Raw genomic sequence first — 18,265 nt, 5'->3', positions numbered from 1 at the left:
CCTGGAGCCTCACATGACCCCCAATACCGCAGTGCGCCGCGACGACGACCCTCAGGAAACCCGCGAGTGGCTGGAGTCCATCGAATCGGTGCTGTCCACCGAAGGCCGCCCGCGCGCCCACTACCTGATCGATCAATTGCTGGATTTCGACGTGGCGCGTCACGGTGATTTCTACGGGCGGGTGACAACCCCCTACGTCAACACCATCGCGGTGGAGCGCCAACTGCCCTACCCCGGCAACCTGGCCATCGAACGCCGCACCAACGCGTTTATCCGCTGGAACGCCATGGCGATGGTGCTGCGTGCGGGCAAACATTCGGGCGTCGGTGGGCACATTGCGACCTATGCGTCAGCCGCCGTCCTGTACGACGTAGGTTTTGACCATTTCTTCCGTGGTCGCACCGATAGCTTCGATGGCGACCTGGTGTACATCCAGGGCCACTCCTCACCCGGTATCTACGGCCGCGCCTATCTCGAAGGGCGCATCAGCGAAGCGCAGTTGGACAATTTCCGGCGCGAGGCCAATGGCGAAGGGATTTCGTCCTACCCGCACCCACGACTCATGCCGGACTTCTGGCAATTTCCTACGGTATCAATGGGCCTCGGGCCGATCACTGCCGCCTATCAAGCGCGCTTTATGCGCTACCTGGAGTACCGCGGCCTCAAGCAACACCAAGGCCGCAAGGTCTGGGCGTTCCTCGGTGATGGCGAAATGGACCAGCCGGAATCCCTCGCCGCCATTTCCCTGGCCGGGCGCGAGAAACTCGACAACCTGATCTTCGTGGTCAACTGCAACCTGCAACGCCTGGACGGGCCGGTGCGCGGCAATGCCAAGGTGATCCAGGAATTCGAAAGCCTGTACCGCGCCGCCGGTTGGAATGTGATCAAGGTGATCTGGGGCGGTGGCTGGGATGCGTTGCTCGACAAAGACCAGAGCGGCCTGCTGCGCCAGCGCATGATGGAATGCGTAGACGGCGACTATCAGAACTACAAATCGCAGAACGGCGCCTACGTGCGCGAGCATTTCTTCGGTAAATACCCAGAATTGCTGGCACTGGTTGCGGACATGTCCGACGACGATATCTGGAAACTCTCACGCGGCGGGCACGACCCGGACAAGGTTTACAACGCCTACGCCGCCGCCGTGCGCCATACCGGCCAACCCACTGTGATCCTGGCCAAAACCGTCAAGGGCTTCGGCATGGGCGAAGCCGGCGAAGGCCAGAACATCAACCACCAACTGAAGAAGATGGGCGCCGACGCCGTCAAGGCCTTCCGCGACCGCTTCGGCCTGGACGTGGCCGACGAACAACTCGCCGACATCCCTTACCTCAAGCCCGCCGTCGACAGCGAAGAAGCCCGCTACTTCGCTGCCCGCCGCCAAGCCCTGGGTGGCCACGTGCCAGCGCGTCACAGTGCCGTCGAGCCTTTGCAGATCCCCGACCTGGCCGCCTTCGCCACTCAACTCAAGGACACCGGCGAGCGGGCCATTTCGACCACCATGGCGTTCGTGCGCATCCTCGGCACCCTGCTCAAGGACCCACAGATGGGCAAGTTGATCGTCCCCATCGTGCCGGATGAGTCACGCACCTTCGGCATGGAAAGCCTGTTCCGACAGATCGGCATCCACTCTGCTGTCGGCCAGCTCTATACGCCACAGGACGCCGGGCAACTGAGCTACTACAAGGAGAGCAAGGACGGACAGATTATGCAGGAAGGCCTGAATGAGTCCGGCGCTATTTCCTCGTGGATAGCGGCCAGTACGTCCTACAGCAACCACGGTTTGATGACCGTACCGTTCTATATTTTTTATTCGATGTTCGGCTTCCAGCGCGTCGGCGACCTGGCCTGGGCGGCGGCCGATGCGCGGGCGCGTGGCTTCCTGCTGGGCGCTACGGCCGGGCGTACCACGCTGATGGGCGAAGGCCTGCAGCATGACGACGGCCATAGCCATATCCTGGCGTCGGTCATTCCGTGCTGCGTGTCGTATGACCCGACTTTTGCCTACGAGCTGGCAGTGATCATTCGCGAAGGCATGCGGCGCATGTATGTCGAGCAAGAGGACATTTACTACTACATCACGCTGCTCAACGAAAACTACCCGCACCCGGCCATGCCAGAAGATGTGGAAGAAGGCATTCTCAAGGGCATGTACCCGCTCGGCGTCAGCCCGCAGGCCCAGGTGCAACTGATGGGCAGTGGTTCGATCCTGCGCGAAGTGATCGCGGCGGCGCAATTGCTCGCCAAGGATTTCGCGGTGTACAGCAACGTGTGGAGCGTGACCAGCCTCACCGAATTGCGCCGTGACGGGCAGGCAGTCGAGCGCTGGAACCTGTTGCACCCGGAAGGCGAGCCACGCATGGGTTATGTGGAGCAATGCCTGGCCGGACAGACGGGGCCGGTGGTGGTGGCGACGGACTACATGAAACTGTTCGCCGACCAGATCCGCCCATTCGTGCACAACCGACGCTTTGTGGCGCTGGGCACCGACGGCTTCGGGCAATCGGATACGCGGGAGGCCTTGCGCGAGTTCTTTGAGGTGGACCGACACTTCATCGCACTCGCGGCCTTGAAGGCACTGGCCGATGACGGCGTGATCGGTCGCGATAAAGTCAGTGAGGCAATCAAGCGCTACGGGATCAACGTCGACAAGACCGACCCCGCAGCGGTCTGATTTATGGAGCAGGCGTCGGCAGCGGTGGAATCGCCTCTGTCGGCGCCGGCAGCTCAGGATTGGTCGGCGACGGTGCCGGCTCTGACTGAGGCGCGATCGGCGTAGGTTCGGCCGGCGGTGCCACAGGTTCCGAAGCGGCGGGTTCTTCCTTCGGCGCTTCGACCTTCTCGGCAGCCGGTGCGGCCTTGGGTTCCGGAACACCCAGCTCCGCCTTGGGCTGCTCGGGAATGTGCGCCGCCTGCTTCACTTCCTGAGGCAGGAACACGTCCACCAGCGCAAAGTAACGCTCGTAGAACTTCGGTGCCGAAACGGTCTCACTGGCCACTTTCACCATCGAGTCATCGGTGGAGCCGATCGGCATCGACACCGACCCCAGCACACCCACACCCAGGCTTGCCGAGTTGTTGACCTTCTTCAGCGCATAACGGTCCTGCAAGGCGTTGGCGAACATCGTCGAATGGTGGGTGCCTTTGCCGTCATCAGCGCACACCACGTTGAAGCTGATCTGCAGATGGGTTTCGCCGGTCTGCTGGAAACTCTTGTTACCCACTACCAACTTCGGATCGCTGCTGGTGATGATGTAACCCTGGCTCAGCAAGGCACGCCGGGCAGCTTCGCACGCGGCGGTATCACTGACCGGGTAATCCCGGGAAAACGTGCCGGAGTCGTCGAAATTCTCATGTTCGTAAATAGCGGTCTTGGGTGACGAGCAGCCCGCGGCGCCCGCCAACACCAGCGCCATCCCGAGGCAACGCAAGTGAAATGATGTCGACATTGAAAATCCTGAGGAAAACGGTCTGGCCGGTATTGTGCAACAGAACGTGGCCTTGGCGCGCGCATTCCTGTCGGTAAAACGTCACAGACCTACACGACGGCGCCTGCAGGAAAAAGCTGCGCGCACATATGATCGATAAACACGCGCAATTTGGCCGATGCATGGCGGCTGGATGGCCACAACATCCAGAAACTGCCCCGGTGTTCCAGGTAATCGTCCAGTACACGCTGCAAACGCCCCTCCCGCACTGCCTGGTGGACCATATAGTCCGGCAGGCAGGCAATGCCCAAGCCTTCATGCACCACATGGTTAAGGGACTCGATGGTGGTGCTGACCAACGGCGTACGCAAGGTGGGCTCCACCTCGTCGAGTGCCCGCCGCAGCGGCCAGGGCTCCAGTTGGCCGGTGGCGCAAAACTTGTGGCGCAGGCAGGCGTGACCGCTCAAATGCTGGGGCAGCAGCGGCGTGCCGTGCTGTTGAAAGTAGCCCGGCGTCGCCACCAGCACCAGTTGATAGTGCCCCAGATGACGGGCCATCAAGCGCGAATCTTCTGGCTTGCCGGTGCGAATCACCGCATCGAAACCTTCCTCGATCACGTCAACCATGCGGTCGGAAAAATCCACATCCAACTCAATGTCCGGGTAAGCGCGCATAAAGTCGCTGAGCACCGGCATCAACAAGCCACGCACTTGCGGCACACTGATGCGCAACTTGCCTCGAGGCGCCACGCGGGCGTCGGTCAATTCGCGCTCGGCGGCCTCGATCTCGAGCAGGATCCGCCGCGAACGCTCAAGGAACAGTGCGCCTTCGCCAGTCAGGGTGATGCTGCGCGTACTGCGATGAAACAACCGCACGCCCAGGCGCTCCTCCATGCGCGCAATGCTTTTGCCCACCGCCGATGACGATACGCCCAGCACACGCGCGGCAGCGGTGAAACTGCGGGTCTGCGCCACCTGCACGAATACCGCGAGGCTGCCCAAGCTATCCATGATTTTGCCTTTGCCGATTGCGGACACCCACGTCCGATAAGTTCGGAACCTTAGCCTGTTTTTCCGCAAGACACAGCCACCTACGCTGCGCCCTCGCCCCTTTTCTGCATGGACACACTATGAGCGCTAACCCCTTAGTGACTGAGATCGGCACCACCGCCCCACGGGAAACACTGCCCTTGGGTGGCCTTTTGGCCCTGGCCTGCGCTGGTTTTATCACCATTCTTACCGAAGCGATGCCCGCCGGGCTCTTGCCGCAAATGGGCCAAGGCCTGGGCGTGTCGCCGGCACTGGTCGGCCAGTTGGTCACCCTCTACGCCCTAGGGTCATTGCTGGCGGCCATCCCCCTCACGCTGCTGACCCGAGGCTGGCGCCGCCGACCGCTGCTGTTGATGGCCATCGGCGGCTTTGCCGTGGTCAACAGTGTGACGGCATTCTCCAGCCACTACGGGCTGACCCTGGTGGCACGCTTCTTTGCCGGCGTGTTCGCCGGGCTGCTTTGGGCATTGCTCGCCGGCTACGCCAGCCGCATGGTGGCACCGCACCTGCAAGGCCGGGCAATCGCGGTGGCGATGCTCGGCGCACCGTTGGCGTTGTGCCTGGGCCTGCCGGCCGGCACCTGGCTCGGCACCATCGTGGGCTGGCGCCTGAGTTTTGCGATCATGACCGGGCTCACACTGGTGTTGCTGATATGGGCACGCTGGCAGCTTCCGGACTTTGCCGGCCAAGCCGCTCAAAAGCGCCTGCGCCTGCACCAGGTATTGACCCTGCCCGGTATTCGCTCGGTGCTGTGGGTGACCTTTACCTACGTATTGGCCCACAACATCCTCTACACCTATGTGGCACCGCTGTTGGAGCCCGCCGGTATCGCTGCCGATATCGACCGAGTGCTGCTGGTGTTTGGTCTCGCCGCGCTGTTGAGCATCTGGCTGGCCGGCGTGCTGATTAATCGGTGGTTGCGCACACTGCTGCTCATCAGTTGCGCACTGTTCGGCATGATCGCCCTGGCGTTGGCGTTATGGATCGAGGTGCCGACCGTCATCTACCTCGCGGTGGTGTTTTGGGGCCTGGCGTTTGGCGGCCTGCCGGCTTTGTTGCAAACCGCCCTGGCCCAATCGGCGGGAGAATCGGCGGACGCCGCGCAATCGATGCTCGTGACCGTATGGAACCTGGGGATAGCCGGCGGCGGGTTGGCTGGCGGCGTGTTGCTTCAGGGCTGGGGCGTTGCGACGTTCCCCTGGGCGATCGTGTTATTGATGCTGTTGGCCCTGGCAGGTGCATCACAGGTCGGCGTCCAGCGCACATAAAAAAACCCCCGGTCTTTTCAGGCCGGGGGCTTCTTATTCAAACCGCCATCAATACTTCTTGATGTCAGCCTGGGTTTCCAACTGCTTGCGGTATGCCGCGAAGTCCTGCTGGCCAACACGGGAAGCGAGGAAGCGACGGTATTGCGCCTTTTCTTCTTCCGTTGGAGCGCTCGCTTCGTTCACGCCGTTCAAACGCACGATCACCAGGCTGCCGTCAGCGAGGGTCACGGTGGTGAAGGTCGGCTTGTCCTTGGCCGCAGGCTTGGGCATGCGGAACAGCGCTTGCAGCACGGCCGGGTCGACCGCGTCCGCGCTACGGGTAGCCGCTTCAGTGACTTTCCAGGCCTGGCCGTCGACCGGCTGGTTCAGCGGTGTCTTGCCATCACGCAGGCTGGCGATCAGCTCGTCGGCGTGAGTCTTGGCAGCGGCGCTGGCGCGCTCCTTGGCCATCTGGGTGCGGATCGCCGCGGCAACGCTTTCCAGCGGCAGTTGCGCAGGTTTGCGGTGCTCTTTGGCACGCAGCACGATGATGGTTTCCGGGTCCAGCTCGATGGCGGTGCTGTTGGCACCCTCATCCAGCACTTCCGGGCTGAACGCTGCGGTGACCACGGCACGGTTGGCCGCAACACCTTCACCACCTTCACGGCCGAATGGCGCGGAGGTGTGCACGGTCAGCTTCAGGTCAGATGCGGGTTGAGCCAGGTCGGACGCTTCGAATGCCGCATCTTCCAATTGCTTGGTGGCTTCGACAAAACGCTGCTCGACTTGCTGGGCCTTGAGCTCACGGGTCAGCTTGTCTTTCAGGCTGGCGAAGGTCGGCACCTGTGGTGCTTCAACGCCCAACAGCTTGATCAGATGCCAGCCGAAGGTACTGCGCACCGGCGCCGATACCTGGTCCTGTTTCAACGCGTACAAGGCGGTTTCAAAGTCCGGGTCGTAGACGCCAGGGCCGGCAAAGCCAAGGTCACCACCGTTATTGGCCGAGCCTGGGTCCTGGGAGAACTCCTTGGCCAGGGCTTCGAACTTCTCGCCTTTGGCCAGGCGCGCCTGGATCTCTTCGATCTTGGCCTTGGCTTGCGCCTCGGTGACCTTGTCGTTGACTTCAATCAGGATGTGCGCGGCACGACGCTGTTCGGCGAGGTTGGCGGTTTCTTTCTCGTAGGCCGCCTGCAGTTCATCATCCTTGACGCTGACCTGGTCGAAGAAGGACGACTTCTTCAATTCCAGATAGTCGATGACCACTTGGTCCGGCGTCATGAACTCTTTGGCGTGCTGGTCGTAGTAGGCCTTGACCTCGTCGTCGGTGAGCTTCACCGCTGCGGGGTTGGCCTTGATGTTGACCGTGGCGAAATCGCGAGTCTGTTTTTCCAGACGAGCGAAGGCCAGTACTTCGGCATCGGTGACGAAACCGCTGCCCGCGATACCTGCGCGAACCTGACCGATCAGCATTTCCTGGGTCAGCATCTGACGGAACTGCAGACGGCTGTAGCCCAGCTGACGGATCACCTGGTCAAAGCGTTCGGCGTTGAATTTGCCGTCCACCTGGAATTCCGGCGTTTGCAGGATCACCTGGTCCAGTGCCGCTTCAGAGAAGCCGAACTTGGAATCGGCGGCACCTTGCAGCAACAGCTTGCGGTCGATCAGGCCCTTGAGCGCCGCTTCGCGCAGCAGTTTTTCGTCCAGCAGCGAAGCATCGAAATCCTTGCCCAACTGTTGCATCAGTTGGCGACGTTGCATGTCGACAGCCTGGCTCAGTTCGGTCTGGGTGATGGCTTCACCGTTGACCTTGGCCACGTCCTGCTTGTTAGTACCCGAAGCCTGGAAAATGGCCTCGATACCGGTGAACGCCATCAATGCGACGATGATCCCGATAATGGTCTTGGCAATCCAGCCTTGTGAATTGTCCCTGATATTTTGCAGCATGCGTCCCCCAGAAACGGTTGAACTTCAAAAATAGGCAACCGTGGAGCGTGGGTAGAGTCCGGATAGAAGAAAGGCGCATCCGAGGATGCGCCTTCTCGTAACTGGCGGAGCGGACGGGGGTTTGACTTCTCACCCCCGGCGTGGCGACCCGATGGATACGTGGGTCGGCTACCGCTCCGCTGCCAGGCCGGACATGCGTCCGACCCGGGTAAGCAAGGCTTGATCGAAGCTTAGTTAACGGCTTCTTTCAGGGCTTTACCGGCTTTGAAACCTGGTTTCTTGGCAGCAGCGATTTGCAGTGCTTTGCCAGTCTGTGGGTTGCGGCCAGTGCGAGCTGGGCGGTCAGTCACAGAGAAAGTACCGAAGCCTACCAGTACCACGGAGTCGCCGGCCTTCAGAGCGCCAGTGACGGATTCGATTACTGCATCCAGCGCACGGCCAGCAGCAGCTTTCGGGATATCAGCGGATGCAGCGATAGCATCAATCAGTTCCGACTTGTTCACTCTAAGTCCCCTTATATATCTATTGAGTATGATTCTAAGTTTTTTTGGTAAACAGCAAAAACGAGTGCTGAATGGCCTACAGACACTTAAGAGCCGCTTTATAACAAGGGCTCTAAAATGCTGTCAAGGAAGCCCCCAGGCTTAATTGCATTAATGCGTGCTAATTCTTTCCTTGGAATCAGACTCTCGCTTTTCGTCCTTAGCGACTATCTCCGGAGCCACATCCGGCAAGGGCTCCGGCGCGTATTGCAGCGCAATTTGCAGGACCTCGTCAATCCATTTAACCGGTTTAATCTGAAGATCCTGCTTGATGTTGTCAGGAATTTCCTTCAAGTCGCGAACATTCTCTTCAGGAATGATCACGGTCTTGATACCCCCCCGGTGTGCGGCAAGCAATTTCTCTTTCAGACCACCGATGGCCAATACCTGACCCCGCAGGGTAATTTCCCCCGTCATGGCGACATCGGCGCGCACCGGGATGCCGGTCAATGCCGACACCAACGCAGTGCACATACCTACGCCAGCGCTGGGACCGTCTTTGGGCGTTGCCCCTTCCGGCATGTGGATATGGGTATCGTGCTTCTCGTGGAAGTCCAGAGGAATTCCCAGGCTACGGGCGCGACTGCGCACCACGGTCTGCGCTGCGGTGATGGATTCGACCATCACATCACCCAGGGAACCGGTCTTGATCAGTTGGCCCTTGCCCGGGATCACCGCGGCCTCGATGGTCAGCAACTCACCGCCCACCTGGGTCCATGCCAGGCCAGTCACCTGCCCTACCTGATCCTGCTGCTCAGCCAAACCGTAGCGGAATTTCTTCACACCCAGGAAGTGCTCGAGAGAGTCGGCCGTGACCTTCACCGAGAAGCGTTTTTCCAGGGCATGTTCCTTGACCGCCTTGCGGCAGATCTTCGCGACCTGACGCTCAAGGCCACGCACACCGGCCTCGCGGGTGTAGTAACGCACGATGTCGCGGATTGCCTCGACGTCGAATTCAATCTCGCCCTTCTTCAGGCCATTGGCCGAAATCTGCTTGGGCGCGAGGTATTTGACGGCAATATTGATTTTCTCGTCTTCGGTATAACCCGGCAGACGAATCACCTCCATCCGGTCCAGCAAGGCTGGCGGAATATTCATGGAGTTGGAGGTGCACAGGAACATCACGTCGGACAGGTCGTAGTCGACTTCCAGGTAATGGTCGTTGAAGTTGTGGTTCTGCTCCGGATCGAGCACTTCAAGCAACGCCGACGCCGGATCGCCGCGCATGTCGCTGCCCATTTTGTCAATTTCATCAAGCAGGAACAGCGGGTTGCGCACGCCCACTTTGGTCATCTTTTGAATCAATCTTCCTGGCATGGAACCGATGTACGTACGGCGATGCCCACGGATTTCCGCTTCGTCACGCACGCCACCCAAGGCCATACGCACGAATTTACGGTTGGTGGCACTCGCAATCGACTCAGCCAGGGAGGTTTTACCTACACCCGGAGGACCGACCAGGCACAACACCGGACCACGGATTTTCTTCACGCGCTTTTGCACGGCGAGGTATTCGAGGATGCGTTCTTTGACTTCTTCGAGGCCATAGTGATCGGCATCAAGGATTTCTTCGGCGCGGGCCAGGTCCAGGCGCACCTTGGTCTGGGCCTTCCACGGCACTTGAACCAGCCAGTCAATGTACGAGCGCACCACGGTGGCTTCGGCCGACATCGGCGACATTTGCTTGAGCTTGTTCAGCTCGGCAGTGGCTTTGGTCAAAGCGTCTTTTGGCAGGCCGGCCGCATCGATACGCTTTTTCAGCTCCTCGAGCTCGTTGTGGCCTTCCTCGCTGTCACCAAGCTCTTTCTGAATGGCCTTCATCTGCTCATTCAGGTAGTACTCGCGCTGGCTGCGCTCCATTTGTTTCTTCACACGGCCCCGGATGCGCTTCTCGACCTGCAACAAGTCAATTTCGGCATCCAGCAGTGCCAACACGTGTTCGACACGGGTCGGCAGGTCGATGATTTCGAGGATGTCTTGCTTCTGCTCGATCTTCAGCGCCATGTGCGCGGCCATGGTGTCGACCAGGCGGCTTGGCTCATCGATGCTGTTGAGCGAAGACAGGACTTCAGCCGGGACTTTCTTGCCCAACTGCACATACTGCTCGAACTGCGAGAGCAGGCTGCGTACGAAAACTTCGGACTCGCGCTCAGGCGCTTCGACTTCGTCGATCAGCGCCACTTCGGCGCGCAGATGGCCGTCCACTTCCATGAAACGTTCGACCGCACCGCGCTGTTCGCCTTCCACCAGCACCTTGACGGTGCCATCCGGCAGCTTGAGCAATTGCAGCACGGTGGCAACGGTACCGACGCGATACAGGGCATCTTCGCCTGGATCATCATCGGCAGGATTTCTCTGGGCCAACAGCAGGATCTGCTTGTCGCCCGTCATCGCGGCCTCGAGGGCTTCGATAGACTTCTCGCGCCCCACGAACAGCGGGATAACCATGTGCGGATAGACGACGACATCACGCAACGGCAGGAGAGGCAATTCAATGGTTGTCTTCATGATTTCGCCTCTATGACAGTTGAAAAATATGCTTGAAGCCAAGATGGGGGCTGCATGCAAAAAAAACAAGCTTATTGCCCGCGGTTAAACGCAGTAAAACTCTTCGAAAAAACAAAGGGGCCCCTAGAGGCCCCTTGTTTGTACCGAAACTGCGAAACGCTTACGCGTCTGGCGCAGCCTTGGCAGCCGGCTCACTGTTTTCGTAGATATACAGTGGCTTGGACTTGCCTTCTATAACGCTTTCGTCGATCACCACTTTACTCACCTCGGACTGCGAGGGGATTTCGTACATGGTGTCGAGCAACACGCCTTCGAGGATGGAACGCAGGCCACGCGCACCGGTCTTGCGCTCCAGTGCCCGCTTGGCCACCGATTTGAGTGCATCGGTGCGGAACTCGAGGTCCACGCCTTCCATTTCGAACAGCTTGGCGTACTGCTTGGTCAGAGCGTTTTTGGGCTCGGTGAGGATCTGAATCAGAGCGGCCTCATCCAGTTCATCCAGCGTAGCCAAAACCGGCAGACGGCCAACGAATTCCGGGATCAGACCGAACTTGACGAGATCGTCAGGCTCGACTTCACGCAGGGACTCGCCCACCTTCTTGCCTTCTTCCTTGCTGCGCACTTCCGCACTGAACCCAATGCCGCCACGGGTGGAGCGTTGCTGAATGACCTTTTCCAGACCCGAGAACGCACCACCACAGATAAACAGGATGTTACGCGTATCCACCTGAAGGAATTCCTGCTGCGGGTGCTTGCGGCCGCCTTGTGGCGGTACGGAAGCAACCGTGCCTTCGATCAGTTTCAACAGGGCCTGCTGCACGCCTTCACCGGAAACGTCCCGAGTGATCGACGGGTTGTCGGACTTGCGCGAAATCTTGTCGATTTCGTCGATGTAGACGATACCCATCTGGGCCTTCTCTACGTCGTAGTCGCACTTCTGCAGTAGCTTCTGAATGATGTTCTCGACGTCCTCGCCAACGTAGCCAGCCTCGGTGAGAGTGGTGGCGTCGGCGATGGTGAAGGGAACGTTGAGCAGACGAGCGAGGGTTTCTGCAAGCAGGGTCTTACCCGAGCCTGTAGGACCGATCAGCAAGATGTTGCTCTTGCCGAGTTCGACTTCGTCGCCTTTCTTGTCACGCTGGTTCAGACGCTTGTAGTGGTTGTACACCGCTACGGCCAGAACCTTCTTTGCACGCTCTTGACCGATGACGTATTGGTCAAGGATGCCGCTGATTTCTTTAGGCGAAGGCAATTTATGCGCGCTGCTTTCGGCCTGTGCTTCCTGCACCTCCTCGCGGATGATGTCATTGCACAAGTCGACGCACTCGTCGCAGATAAAGACCGAGGGGCCGGCAATCAATTTGCGTACTTCATGCTGGCTTTTGCCACAGAAGGAGCAATAGAGCAGCTTGCCGTTGTCCTCGCCGTTGCGGGTGTCAGTCATTCGTTCGATCCAAATCCGATAGGCTTGCAACACAAGATGAAGGCTTATGCGGGCTTTTTCAAGCCCGCCGATGATCGGAAAAGCCGACCAGCCTTATTTTGAGGTGCTTATATTAAGCAGGGCGCTTTTCGATCACTGCGTCGATCAACCCGTATTCACGTGCGGCTTCGGCGCTCATGAAGTTGTCGCGGTTGGTGTCGCGCTCGATTTCTTCCAGGGTGTGCCCGCTGTGCTTGGCCATCAGCGTGTTGAGGCGCTCGCGGATGAAAAGGATTTCCTTGGCGTGGATTTCTATGTCCGACGCCTGGCCCTGGAAACCGCCCAGTGGCTGGTGAATCATCACGCGTGAGTTCGGCAGGCAGTAACGCTTGCCCTCGGCACCGGCGGTCAGCAGGAAGGCGCCCATGCTGCAGGCCTGGCCAATACAGGTCGTCGATACGTTCGGCTTGATGAACTGCATGGTGTCGTAGATCGACATGCCCGCGGTCACCGAACCGCCCGGCGAGTTAATGTAGAGATGGATGTCCTTGTCCGGGTTTTCCGCTTCAAGGAACAGCAGTTGCGCACAGATCAGGTTGGCCATGTAGTCCTCTACCGGGCCCACCAGAAAGATCACTCGCTCCTTGAGCAGGCGCGAGTAGATGTCGTAGGCGCGTTCGCCACGAGCGGACTGCTCGACAACCATCGGGACCAGGCCGCCTGCGGCCTGGATATCAGAGTTCTGCTGAATATAGGAATTACGGAACATGCTCTGCAGTTACTCCCAAATAGTCATGTCTTGAAAACGCATAAGCCAGCGCGAGGCTGGCTTATGGTTGTATTTCCAACGAGTTGGACAATCAGTCGGCTTGTGCTGCTTCCGCCGGTTTGACTGCTTCTTCGTAAGAGACCGCTTTATCGGTCACCTTAGCCTTCTGCAGAACAGTATCCACAACTTGTTCTTCCAGCACAACCGAACGTACTTCGTTCAGCTGTTGGTCGTTCTTGTAGTACCAAGCCACAACCTGCTCAGGCTCCTGGTAGGCCGAAGCCATTTCCTGGATCATTTCGCGAACGCGGTCTTCGTCAGGCTTGAGGTCGAACTGCTTGACCACTTCCGCCACGATCAGACCCAACACAACGCGACGCTTGGCTTGCTCTTCGAACAGCTCGGCCGGCAGTTGGTCAGGCTTGATGTTGCCACCGAACTGCTGAACCGCTTGAACGCGCAGGCGATCCACTTCATTGGACAGCAGAGCCTTAGGCACTTCGATCGGGTTGGTCGCCAGCAGACCGTCCATGACCTGGTTCTTGACCTTGGACTTAATGGCCTGACGCAGCTCGCGCTCCATGTTCTTGCGAACTTCGGTGCGGAAACCTTCGATACCGGTTTCCTTGATACCAAACTGGGCGAAGAACTCTTCGTTCAGCTCTGGCAGCTTAGGCTCGGAAACACTGTTGACAGTCACGGTGAACTCGGCGGCTTTGCCGGCCAGGTCCAGGTTCTGGTAGTCAGCAGGGAAAGTCAGGTTCAGAACGCGCTCTTCGCCAGCCTTGGCGCCAACCAGGCCGTCTTCGAAACCAGGGATCATGCGGTTGGAACCCAGCACCAGCTGAGTACCCTTGGCGGAGCCGCCAGCGAACACTTCGCCGTCAACCTTGCCCACGAAATCGATGTTCAACTGGTCTTCGCTCTGAGCGGCACGGTCGGCCACTTCGAAACGGGTGTTCTGCTTGCGCAGGATTTCCAGCATGTTGTCCAGGTCGGCATCAGCGACGTCGGCGCTCAGGCGCTCGACTTCGATACCGTCAAAGCCGGCAACCTCAAACTCTGGGAACACTTCGAATACGGCAACGTATTCCAGGTCCTTGCCAGCTTCCAGGGACTTCGGCTCAATCGAAGGCGAGCCAGCCGGGTTCAGCTTTTGCTCGACAACGGCTTCGTAGAAAGAAGCCTGGATGACGTCACCCACAGCTTCCTGGCGCGCATCGGCACCAAAACGGCGCTTGATTTCGCTCATCGGCACTTTGCCTGGACGGAAACCAGCGATCTTGGCCTTTTGGGCAGTCTGCTGCAGACGCTTGTTGACCGCAGTCTCAATACGTTCTGCCGGCACGGTGATGCTCAGGCGGCGCTCGAGAGCAGTAGTATTTTCAACAGAAACTTGCATGGATATTCCTCGTTGCACAGACGTTAGCCGGCCATTTCCGACCCCAATCAAGGGCATGCATTCTAGAGGGTCAAACTCAAGAAGTCACCCTACTGGAAATACGCCCGAAAACAGCCGGCAATTTATCGGTACGAAGGCACTGATGCACCTCGCCCCGGTGACAAATACAGCCCATCACGCCAGGGCTCTGCGCCGCCCCTTCTATATATAGAAGAAGTCGTCATCCACTTCCCTGACGGCCAACCCGCAAACGGGGCCGGCAGGCAGCGCGGCATCATCGAGCAACACAAATACGACGAAACGCCCTGCCGTTGCGACCCAGCACCTGCAGTCGCGAATATTTGAACCGCTAAAACCAAAAAAGGCGCCAGACTGTTAAATCTGGCGCCTTTCGAATATGGGGTGGACGAAGGGGATCGAACCCTCGACAACGGGAGTCACAATCCCGTGCTCTACCAACTGAGCTACGCCCACCATATTGCGTTAACAAAGAAACCAAACCACTTCTTTGTTGAGCCCTACCCTGCCTGTCGACTGGGCCAAGCTATATTGGTGCGGATGAAGAGACTCGAACTCTTACGCCTCGCGGCGCTGGAACCTAAATCCAGTGTGTCTACCAATTCCACCACATCCGCGCTTGTAGCTCTTAAAGCAAAGGCGCCAGACGATTAATCTGGCGCCTTTTCAAAATATGGGGTGGACGAAGGGGATCGAACCCTCGACAACGGGAGTCACAATCCCGTGCTCTACCAACTGAGCTACGCCCACCATATAGCGCTACTTGTGCCAAAGCTGCCTAATGGCGCACCCGGCAGGACTCGAACCTGCGACCATCCGCTTAGAAGGCGGATGCTCTATCCAGCTGAGCTACGGGCGCCTTATTAATCTGTACTCTTTGAGGATTACAAACTAAGTGCTTTCCAGCCTTGCAGAACAGCAATTCTGCTTGACCTTCTTAACCAGTGCTAGGCTGTGCCCGACAAGTGCGACGAATAGTATAGAGGGGCTGGAAACCCGTCAAATCTTTTTTAAAAAAAATTCATTTTATTTAAGGGGTTAGGCCAATTTGCAGACCAAGCGCCTTTGCCCTCACGTCTTGGCGTGCGAGAATGCGCGCACTTTTCTTCCCCCTCTCGATGGTTAATCACGCGTAATGACTGCACAACTTATCGACGGCAAATCAATCGCCGCCAGCCTGCGCCAGCAGATCGCCAAACGAGTCACCGAGCGCAGCCAGCAAGGCCTGCGCACGCCGGGCCTCGCGGTGATCCTGGTCGGCAGCGATCCTGCCTCTCAGGTTTATGTCTCGCACAAGCGTAAAGACTGTGAAGAGGTCGGCTTTATTTCCAAGGCCTACGACTTGCCTTCCGAGACCACCCAGCAGGCCCTTACCGACCTGATCGACAGCCTCAATGACGACCCGGCGATGGACGGCATCCTGTTGCAACTGCCGCTGCCCGAGCACCTAGACGCATCCAAGCTGTTGGAGCGCATCCGCCCGGACAAAGACGTCGACGGTTTCCACCCCTATAACGTCGGCCGCCTGGCCCAGCGTATCCCGCTGCTGCGCCCGTGCACGCCCAAAGGCATCATGACCCTGCTGGAAAGCACCGGCATCGACCTGTACGGCCTTGATGCCGTGGTCGTCGGCGCGTCCAACATCGTCGGTCGCCCAATGGCCATGGAACTGCTGCTGGCCGGCTGCACCGTGACCGTCACGCACCGTTTCACCAAGGACCTCGCTGGCCACGTCGGTCGTGCCGACCTGGTAGTGGTTGCCGCCGGCAAGCCTGGCCTGGTCAAAGGGGAATGGATCAAGGAAGGCGCCATCGTCATCGACGTGGGCATCAACCGTCAGGAAGACGGCAAGTTGGTGGGCGACGTGGTGTACGAAACCGCACTGCCTCGCGCCGGCTGGATCACCCCTGTGCCGGGCGGCGTTGGCCCGATGACGCGTGCCTGCCTGCTGGAAAACACCCTGTACGCCGCAGAGACCCTGCACGCTTAATAACCAGGCGTACTGAAAAAGCCCTGCCTTATCGCAGGGCTTTTTATTGCCCGGAAGAAACCCTGTTTTTTCTTAGTTTTTAAGCACTTTCATCTGGATGTAGAAGAACATTCGACAGTTTCTGATCCATACTCCTAAAATGTAACGCCATTTTTCACAAAACCCGTTTTTTAACGGTATTTCTTACTTTTTAGCGAGTTCATCCGCGTGAAAATTCGTCTTTCTATCGTCAGCCTATTTTTTGCTTTCACAGGCACCTTTGCGCACGCCGCCGAATCCACCCTGGCGCCGCGCGATCCGTCCAAACTGCAGATTGCTTCCGGCAGCGCCATGCTGGTCGACCTGCAAACCAACAAAGTCATCTACGCCAGCAACCCGGACGTAGTCGTGCCCATCGCCTCGGTGAGCAAATTGATGACCGGCCTTATCGTGCTTGAAGCCAAGCAAAACATGGACGAATACATCGACATCAACATCACCGACACCCCGGAAATGAAAGGCGTGTTTTCGCGGGTGAAGATCGGCAGCCAAATGCCGCGCAAGGAAATGCTGCTGATCGCCCTGATGTCCTCCGAAAACCGCGCCGCAGCCAGCCTGGCCCACCACTACCCAGGCGGCTATGCAGCCTTTATTGCAGCGATGAACGCCAAAGCCAAGGCGCTGGGCATGACCAGCACTCATTATGTGGAACCCACCGGTCTGTCGATCCATAACGTGTCCACTGCCCGCGACCTGAGCAAACTGCTGGCCGCCGCCCGTCATTACCCTATGTTGAGCCAGTTGAGCACCACCAAGGAAAAGACCGTTTCGTTCCGCAAACCCAACTACACCCTCGGTTTCTCCAACACCGACCACCTGATCAACCGCGCCAATTGGGACATCAAGCTGACCAAGACCGGCTTCACCAACCAGGCCGGCCACTGCCTGGTGCTGGTGACCAGTATGGGTAATCGTCCGGTGTCGCTGGTGATTCTGGATGCGTTCGGCAAGTTCACTCACTTCGCTGATGCCAGCCGTATTCGCAGCTGGGTCGAGACCGGCAAGGGCGGTTCGGTGCCGGATGTGGCGCTGCGCTATAAAGCCGACAAGAACCTGAAGAGCCGCCCGAATGCCGCAGAAGTCCGTCGGTAACCGATAAATGAAAAAGGCGCCATGAGCGCCTTTTTTTATTTTCCTTGCGCCAGCACCTTGAGTGCCTGCGCCGCGGCCTGTTCCTGCCCGGCCTCGAGCCGTCGCATGGGCGGCCTCGCGCCAGCGCTGCGCATCCACATTGGCCGGCAACTGGCTGGGGCGCTGAATGAGGATCGCCCAGTTCCCGGCACTTGCCCACTTCGATTCAAAGTCGCTGAAGCTCATCAACAAGCGCCGGTCCATGCCCGAGCGCAGCAGCACCGTGCTTTTCTGCTGGTTGAACCCCACCACGACCACATAGTGCGCGTCAGACCACAGCCCACCGCCCACCCGCGCCATCACCGGATAACCCGCCGCCACTTGCGCCAGCACCGCCGTCAGCCTGGCATCCAGTGGATACACCATCAGCCCGTATTCACGCGCCAACACCTGCATGTTGCGCTCAAGGTCCGCTTCGCCGCCCGGTAAACGCAGCGGCTTATCCAACAAGCCTGGTGTCATGACAATGCCTTGTTGCGACAGCATGCTGGCCAGAGCCGTAGGACCGCTCTGATACGCCTCGCTGCGAAAGGTCGGCACACCGTTGAGTTCAACGCGCTCAGGCAAGCCGGCGAGTTTCGACGGCTGCCCGGCACACGCCGCCAGCCCCAGGGCGCAGGCCAATAACAAGGAGGTTTTAACGTTCGACCGTAACCGCAATTTTTTACTCTCTTGATCAACTGCCGGTAAGGGCCCTGATCATAGGACGCTCTGCCACGCGGGTATAGCCCAAAGCCTGGGTTTACCGCTCGCATAGAGCAAACAAGTTGGACAG

At 58.7% G+C, this 18,265-nt stretch carries 12 protein-coding genes, 4 tRNA genes and 1 pseudogene; 4 read left to right on the top strand and 13 right to left on the bottom strand.

Annotated features, from left to right (window positions below):
- Positions 1–13: 13 nt before the first annotated feature.
- Positions 14–2,674: a pyruvate dehydrogenase (acetyl-transferring), homodimeric type gene (gene aceE / locus AB4O23_RS14530; protein WP_017527095.1), complete on the top strand. Its 2,661-nt coding sequence runs from the start codon at positions 14–16 to the stop codon at positions 2,672–2,674.
- A 1-nt stretch (position 2,675) separates the two neighbouring features.
- Here aceE and AB4O23_RS14525 read toward each other — a convergent pair whose 3' ends face one another.
- Together AB4O23_RS14525 and AB4O23_RS14520 are read right to left on the bottom strand one after the other, a co-directional pair.
- Positions 2,676–3,449 (bottom strand): DUF2242 domain-containing protein, encoded by a 774-nt coding sequence (locus tag AB4O23_RS14525; protein WP_017527094.1) that lies wholly within the window; start codon positions 3,447–3,449, stop codon positions 2,676–2,678.
- A gap of 89 nt (positions 3,450–3,538) precedes the next feature.
- Positions 3,539–4,438: a LysR family transcriptional regulator gene (locus tag AB4O23_RS14520; protein WP_017527093.1), complete on the bottom strand. Its 900-nt coding sequence runs from the start codon at positions 4,436–4,438 to the stop codon at positions 3,539–3,541.
- 119 nt (positions 4,439–4,557) lie between these two features.
- Here AB4O23_RS14520 and AB4O23_RS14515 point away from each other — a divergent pair, with 119 nt between their 5' ends.
- Positions 4,558–5,745 (top strand): MFS transporter, encoded by a 1,188-nt coding sequence (locus AB4O23_RS14515; RefSeq protein ID WP_065877501.1) that lies wholly within the window; start codon positions 4,558–4,560, stop codon positions 5,743–5,745.
- A gap of 48 nt (positions 5,746–5,793) precedes the next feature.
- Here AB4O23_RS14515 and AB4O23_RS14510 read toward each other — a convergent pair whose 3' ends face one another.
- The 10 genes from AB4O23_RS14510 to AB4O23_RS14465 form a co-directional block, all read right to left on the bottom strand.
- A complete protein-coding gene (locus AB4O23_RS14510) occupies positions 5,794–7,668 on the bottom strand; it encodes a SurA N-terminal domain-containing protein (RefSeq protein ID WP_017527091.1) in 1,875 nt (624 codons plus the stop codon).
- Between the two features lie 230 nt (positions 7,669–7,898).
- Positions 7,899–8,171: an HU family DNA-binding protein gene (locus AB4O23_RS14505; protein WP_003174819.1), complete on the bottom strand. Its 273-nt coding sequence runs from the start codon at positions 8,169–8,171 to the stop codon at positions 7,899–7,901.
- A gap of 150 nt (positions 8,172–8,321) precedes the next feature.
- Positions 8,322–10,718: an endopeptidase La gene (gene lon, locus AB4O23_RS14500; protein WP_068935149.1), complete on the bottom strand. Its 2,397-nt coding sequence runs from the start codon at positions 10,716–10,718 to the stop codon at positions 8,322–8,324.
- 160 nt (positions 10,719–10,878) lie between these two features.
- Entirely contained in the window at positions 10,879–12,162 is a 1,284-nt protein-coding gene (gene clpX / locus AB4O23_RS14495) for an ATP-dependent Clp protease ATP-binding subunit ClpX (protein ID WP_010209414.1), read from the bottom strand.
- Between the two features lie 112 nt (positions 12,163–12,274).
- On the bottom strand, positions 12,275–12,910 hold the full coding sequence (gene clpP, locus AB4O23_RS14490) for an ATP-dependent Clp endopeptidase proteolytic subunit ClpP (protein ID WP_003174822.1): 636 nt from the start codon (positions 12,908–12,910) through the stop codon (positions 12,275–12,277).
- A gap of 91 nt (positions 12,911–13,001) precedes the next feature.
- On the bottom strand, positions 13,002–14,312 hold the full coding sequence (gene tig / locus AB4O23_RS14485) for a trigger factor (protein WP_017527089.1): 1,311 nt from the start codon (positions 14,310–14,312) through the stop codon (positions 13,002–13,004).
- A 398-nt stretch (positions 14,313–14,710) separates the two neighbouring features.
- Positions 14,711–14,786: transfer RNA gene (locus AB4O23_RS14480), tRNA-His, on the bottom strand.
- 76 nt (positions 14,787–14,862) lie between these two features.
- Positions 14,863–14,947 (bottom strand) — tRNA-Leu (locus tag AB4O23_RS14475).
- A 57-nt stretch (positions 14,948–15,004) separates the two neighbouring features.
- Positions 15,005–15,080: transfer RNA gene (locus AB4O23_RS14470), tRNA-His, on the bottom strand.
- A gap of 32 nt (positions 15,081–15,112) precedes the next feature.
- A tRNA-Arg gene (locus tag AB4O23_RS14465) sits at positions 15,113–15,189 on the bottom strand.
- 276 nt (positions 15,190–15,465) lie between these two features.
- On the opposite strand from AB4O23_RS14465, the gene folD reads away from it, so the two are divergent.
- Together folD and pbpG are read left to right on the top strand one after the other, a co-directional pair.
- Positions 15,466–16,320: a bifunctional methylenetetrahydrofolate dehydrogenase/methenyltetrahydrofolate cyclohydrolase FolD gene (gene folD / locus AB4O23_RS14460; RefSeq protein ID WP_065877503.1), complete on the top strand. Its 855-nt coding sequence runs from the start codon at positions 15,466–15,468 to the stop codon at positions 16,318–16,320.
- Positions 16,321–16,527: 207 nt separating this feature from the next.
- On the top strand, positions 16,528–17,451 hold the full coding sequence (pbpG, locus tag AB4O23_RS14455; RefSeq protein WP_017527087.1) for a D-alanyl-D-alanine endopeptidase: 924 nt from the start codon (positions 16,528–16,530) through the stop codon (positions 17,449–17,451).
- A gap of 35 nt (positions 17,452–17,486) precedes the next feature.
- Here pbpG and AB4O23_RS14450 read toward each other — a convergent pair.
- Positions 17,487–18,150 (bottom strand): annotated as a pseudogene (locus AB4O23_RS14450) (C39 family peptidase).
- Positions 18,151–18,265 lie beyond the last annotated feature (115 nt).

This window comes from Pseudomonas sp. H2_A10, assembly GCF_054680085.1.
This window is presented reverse-complemented; position numbering and strand designations above follow the sequence as displayed.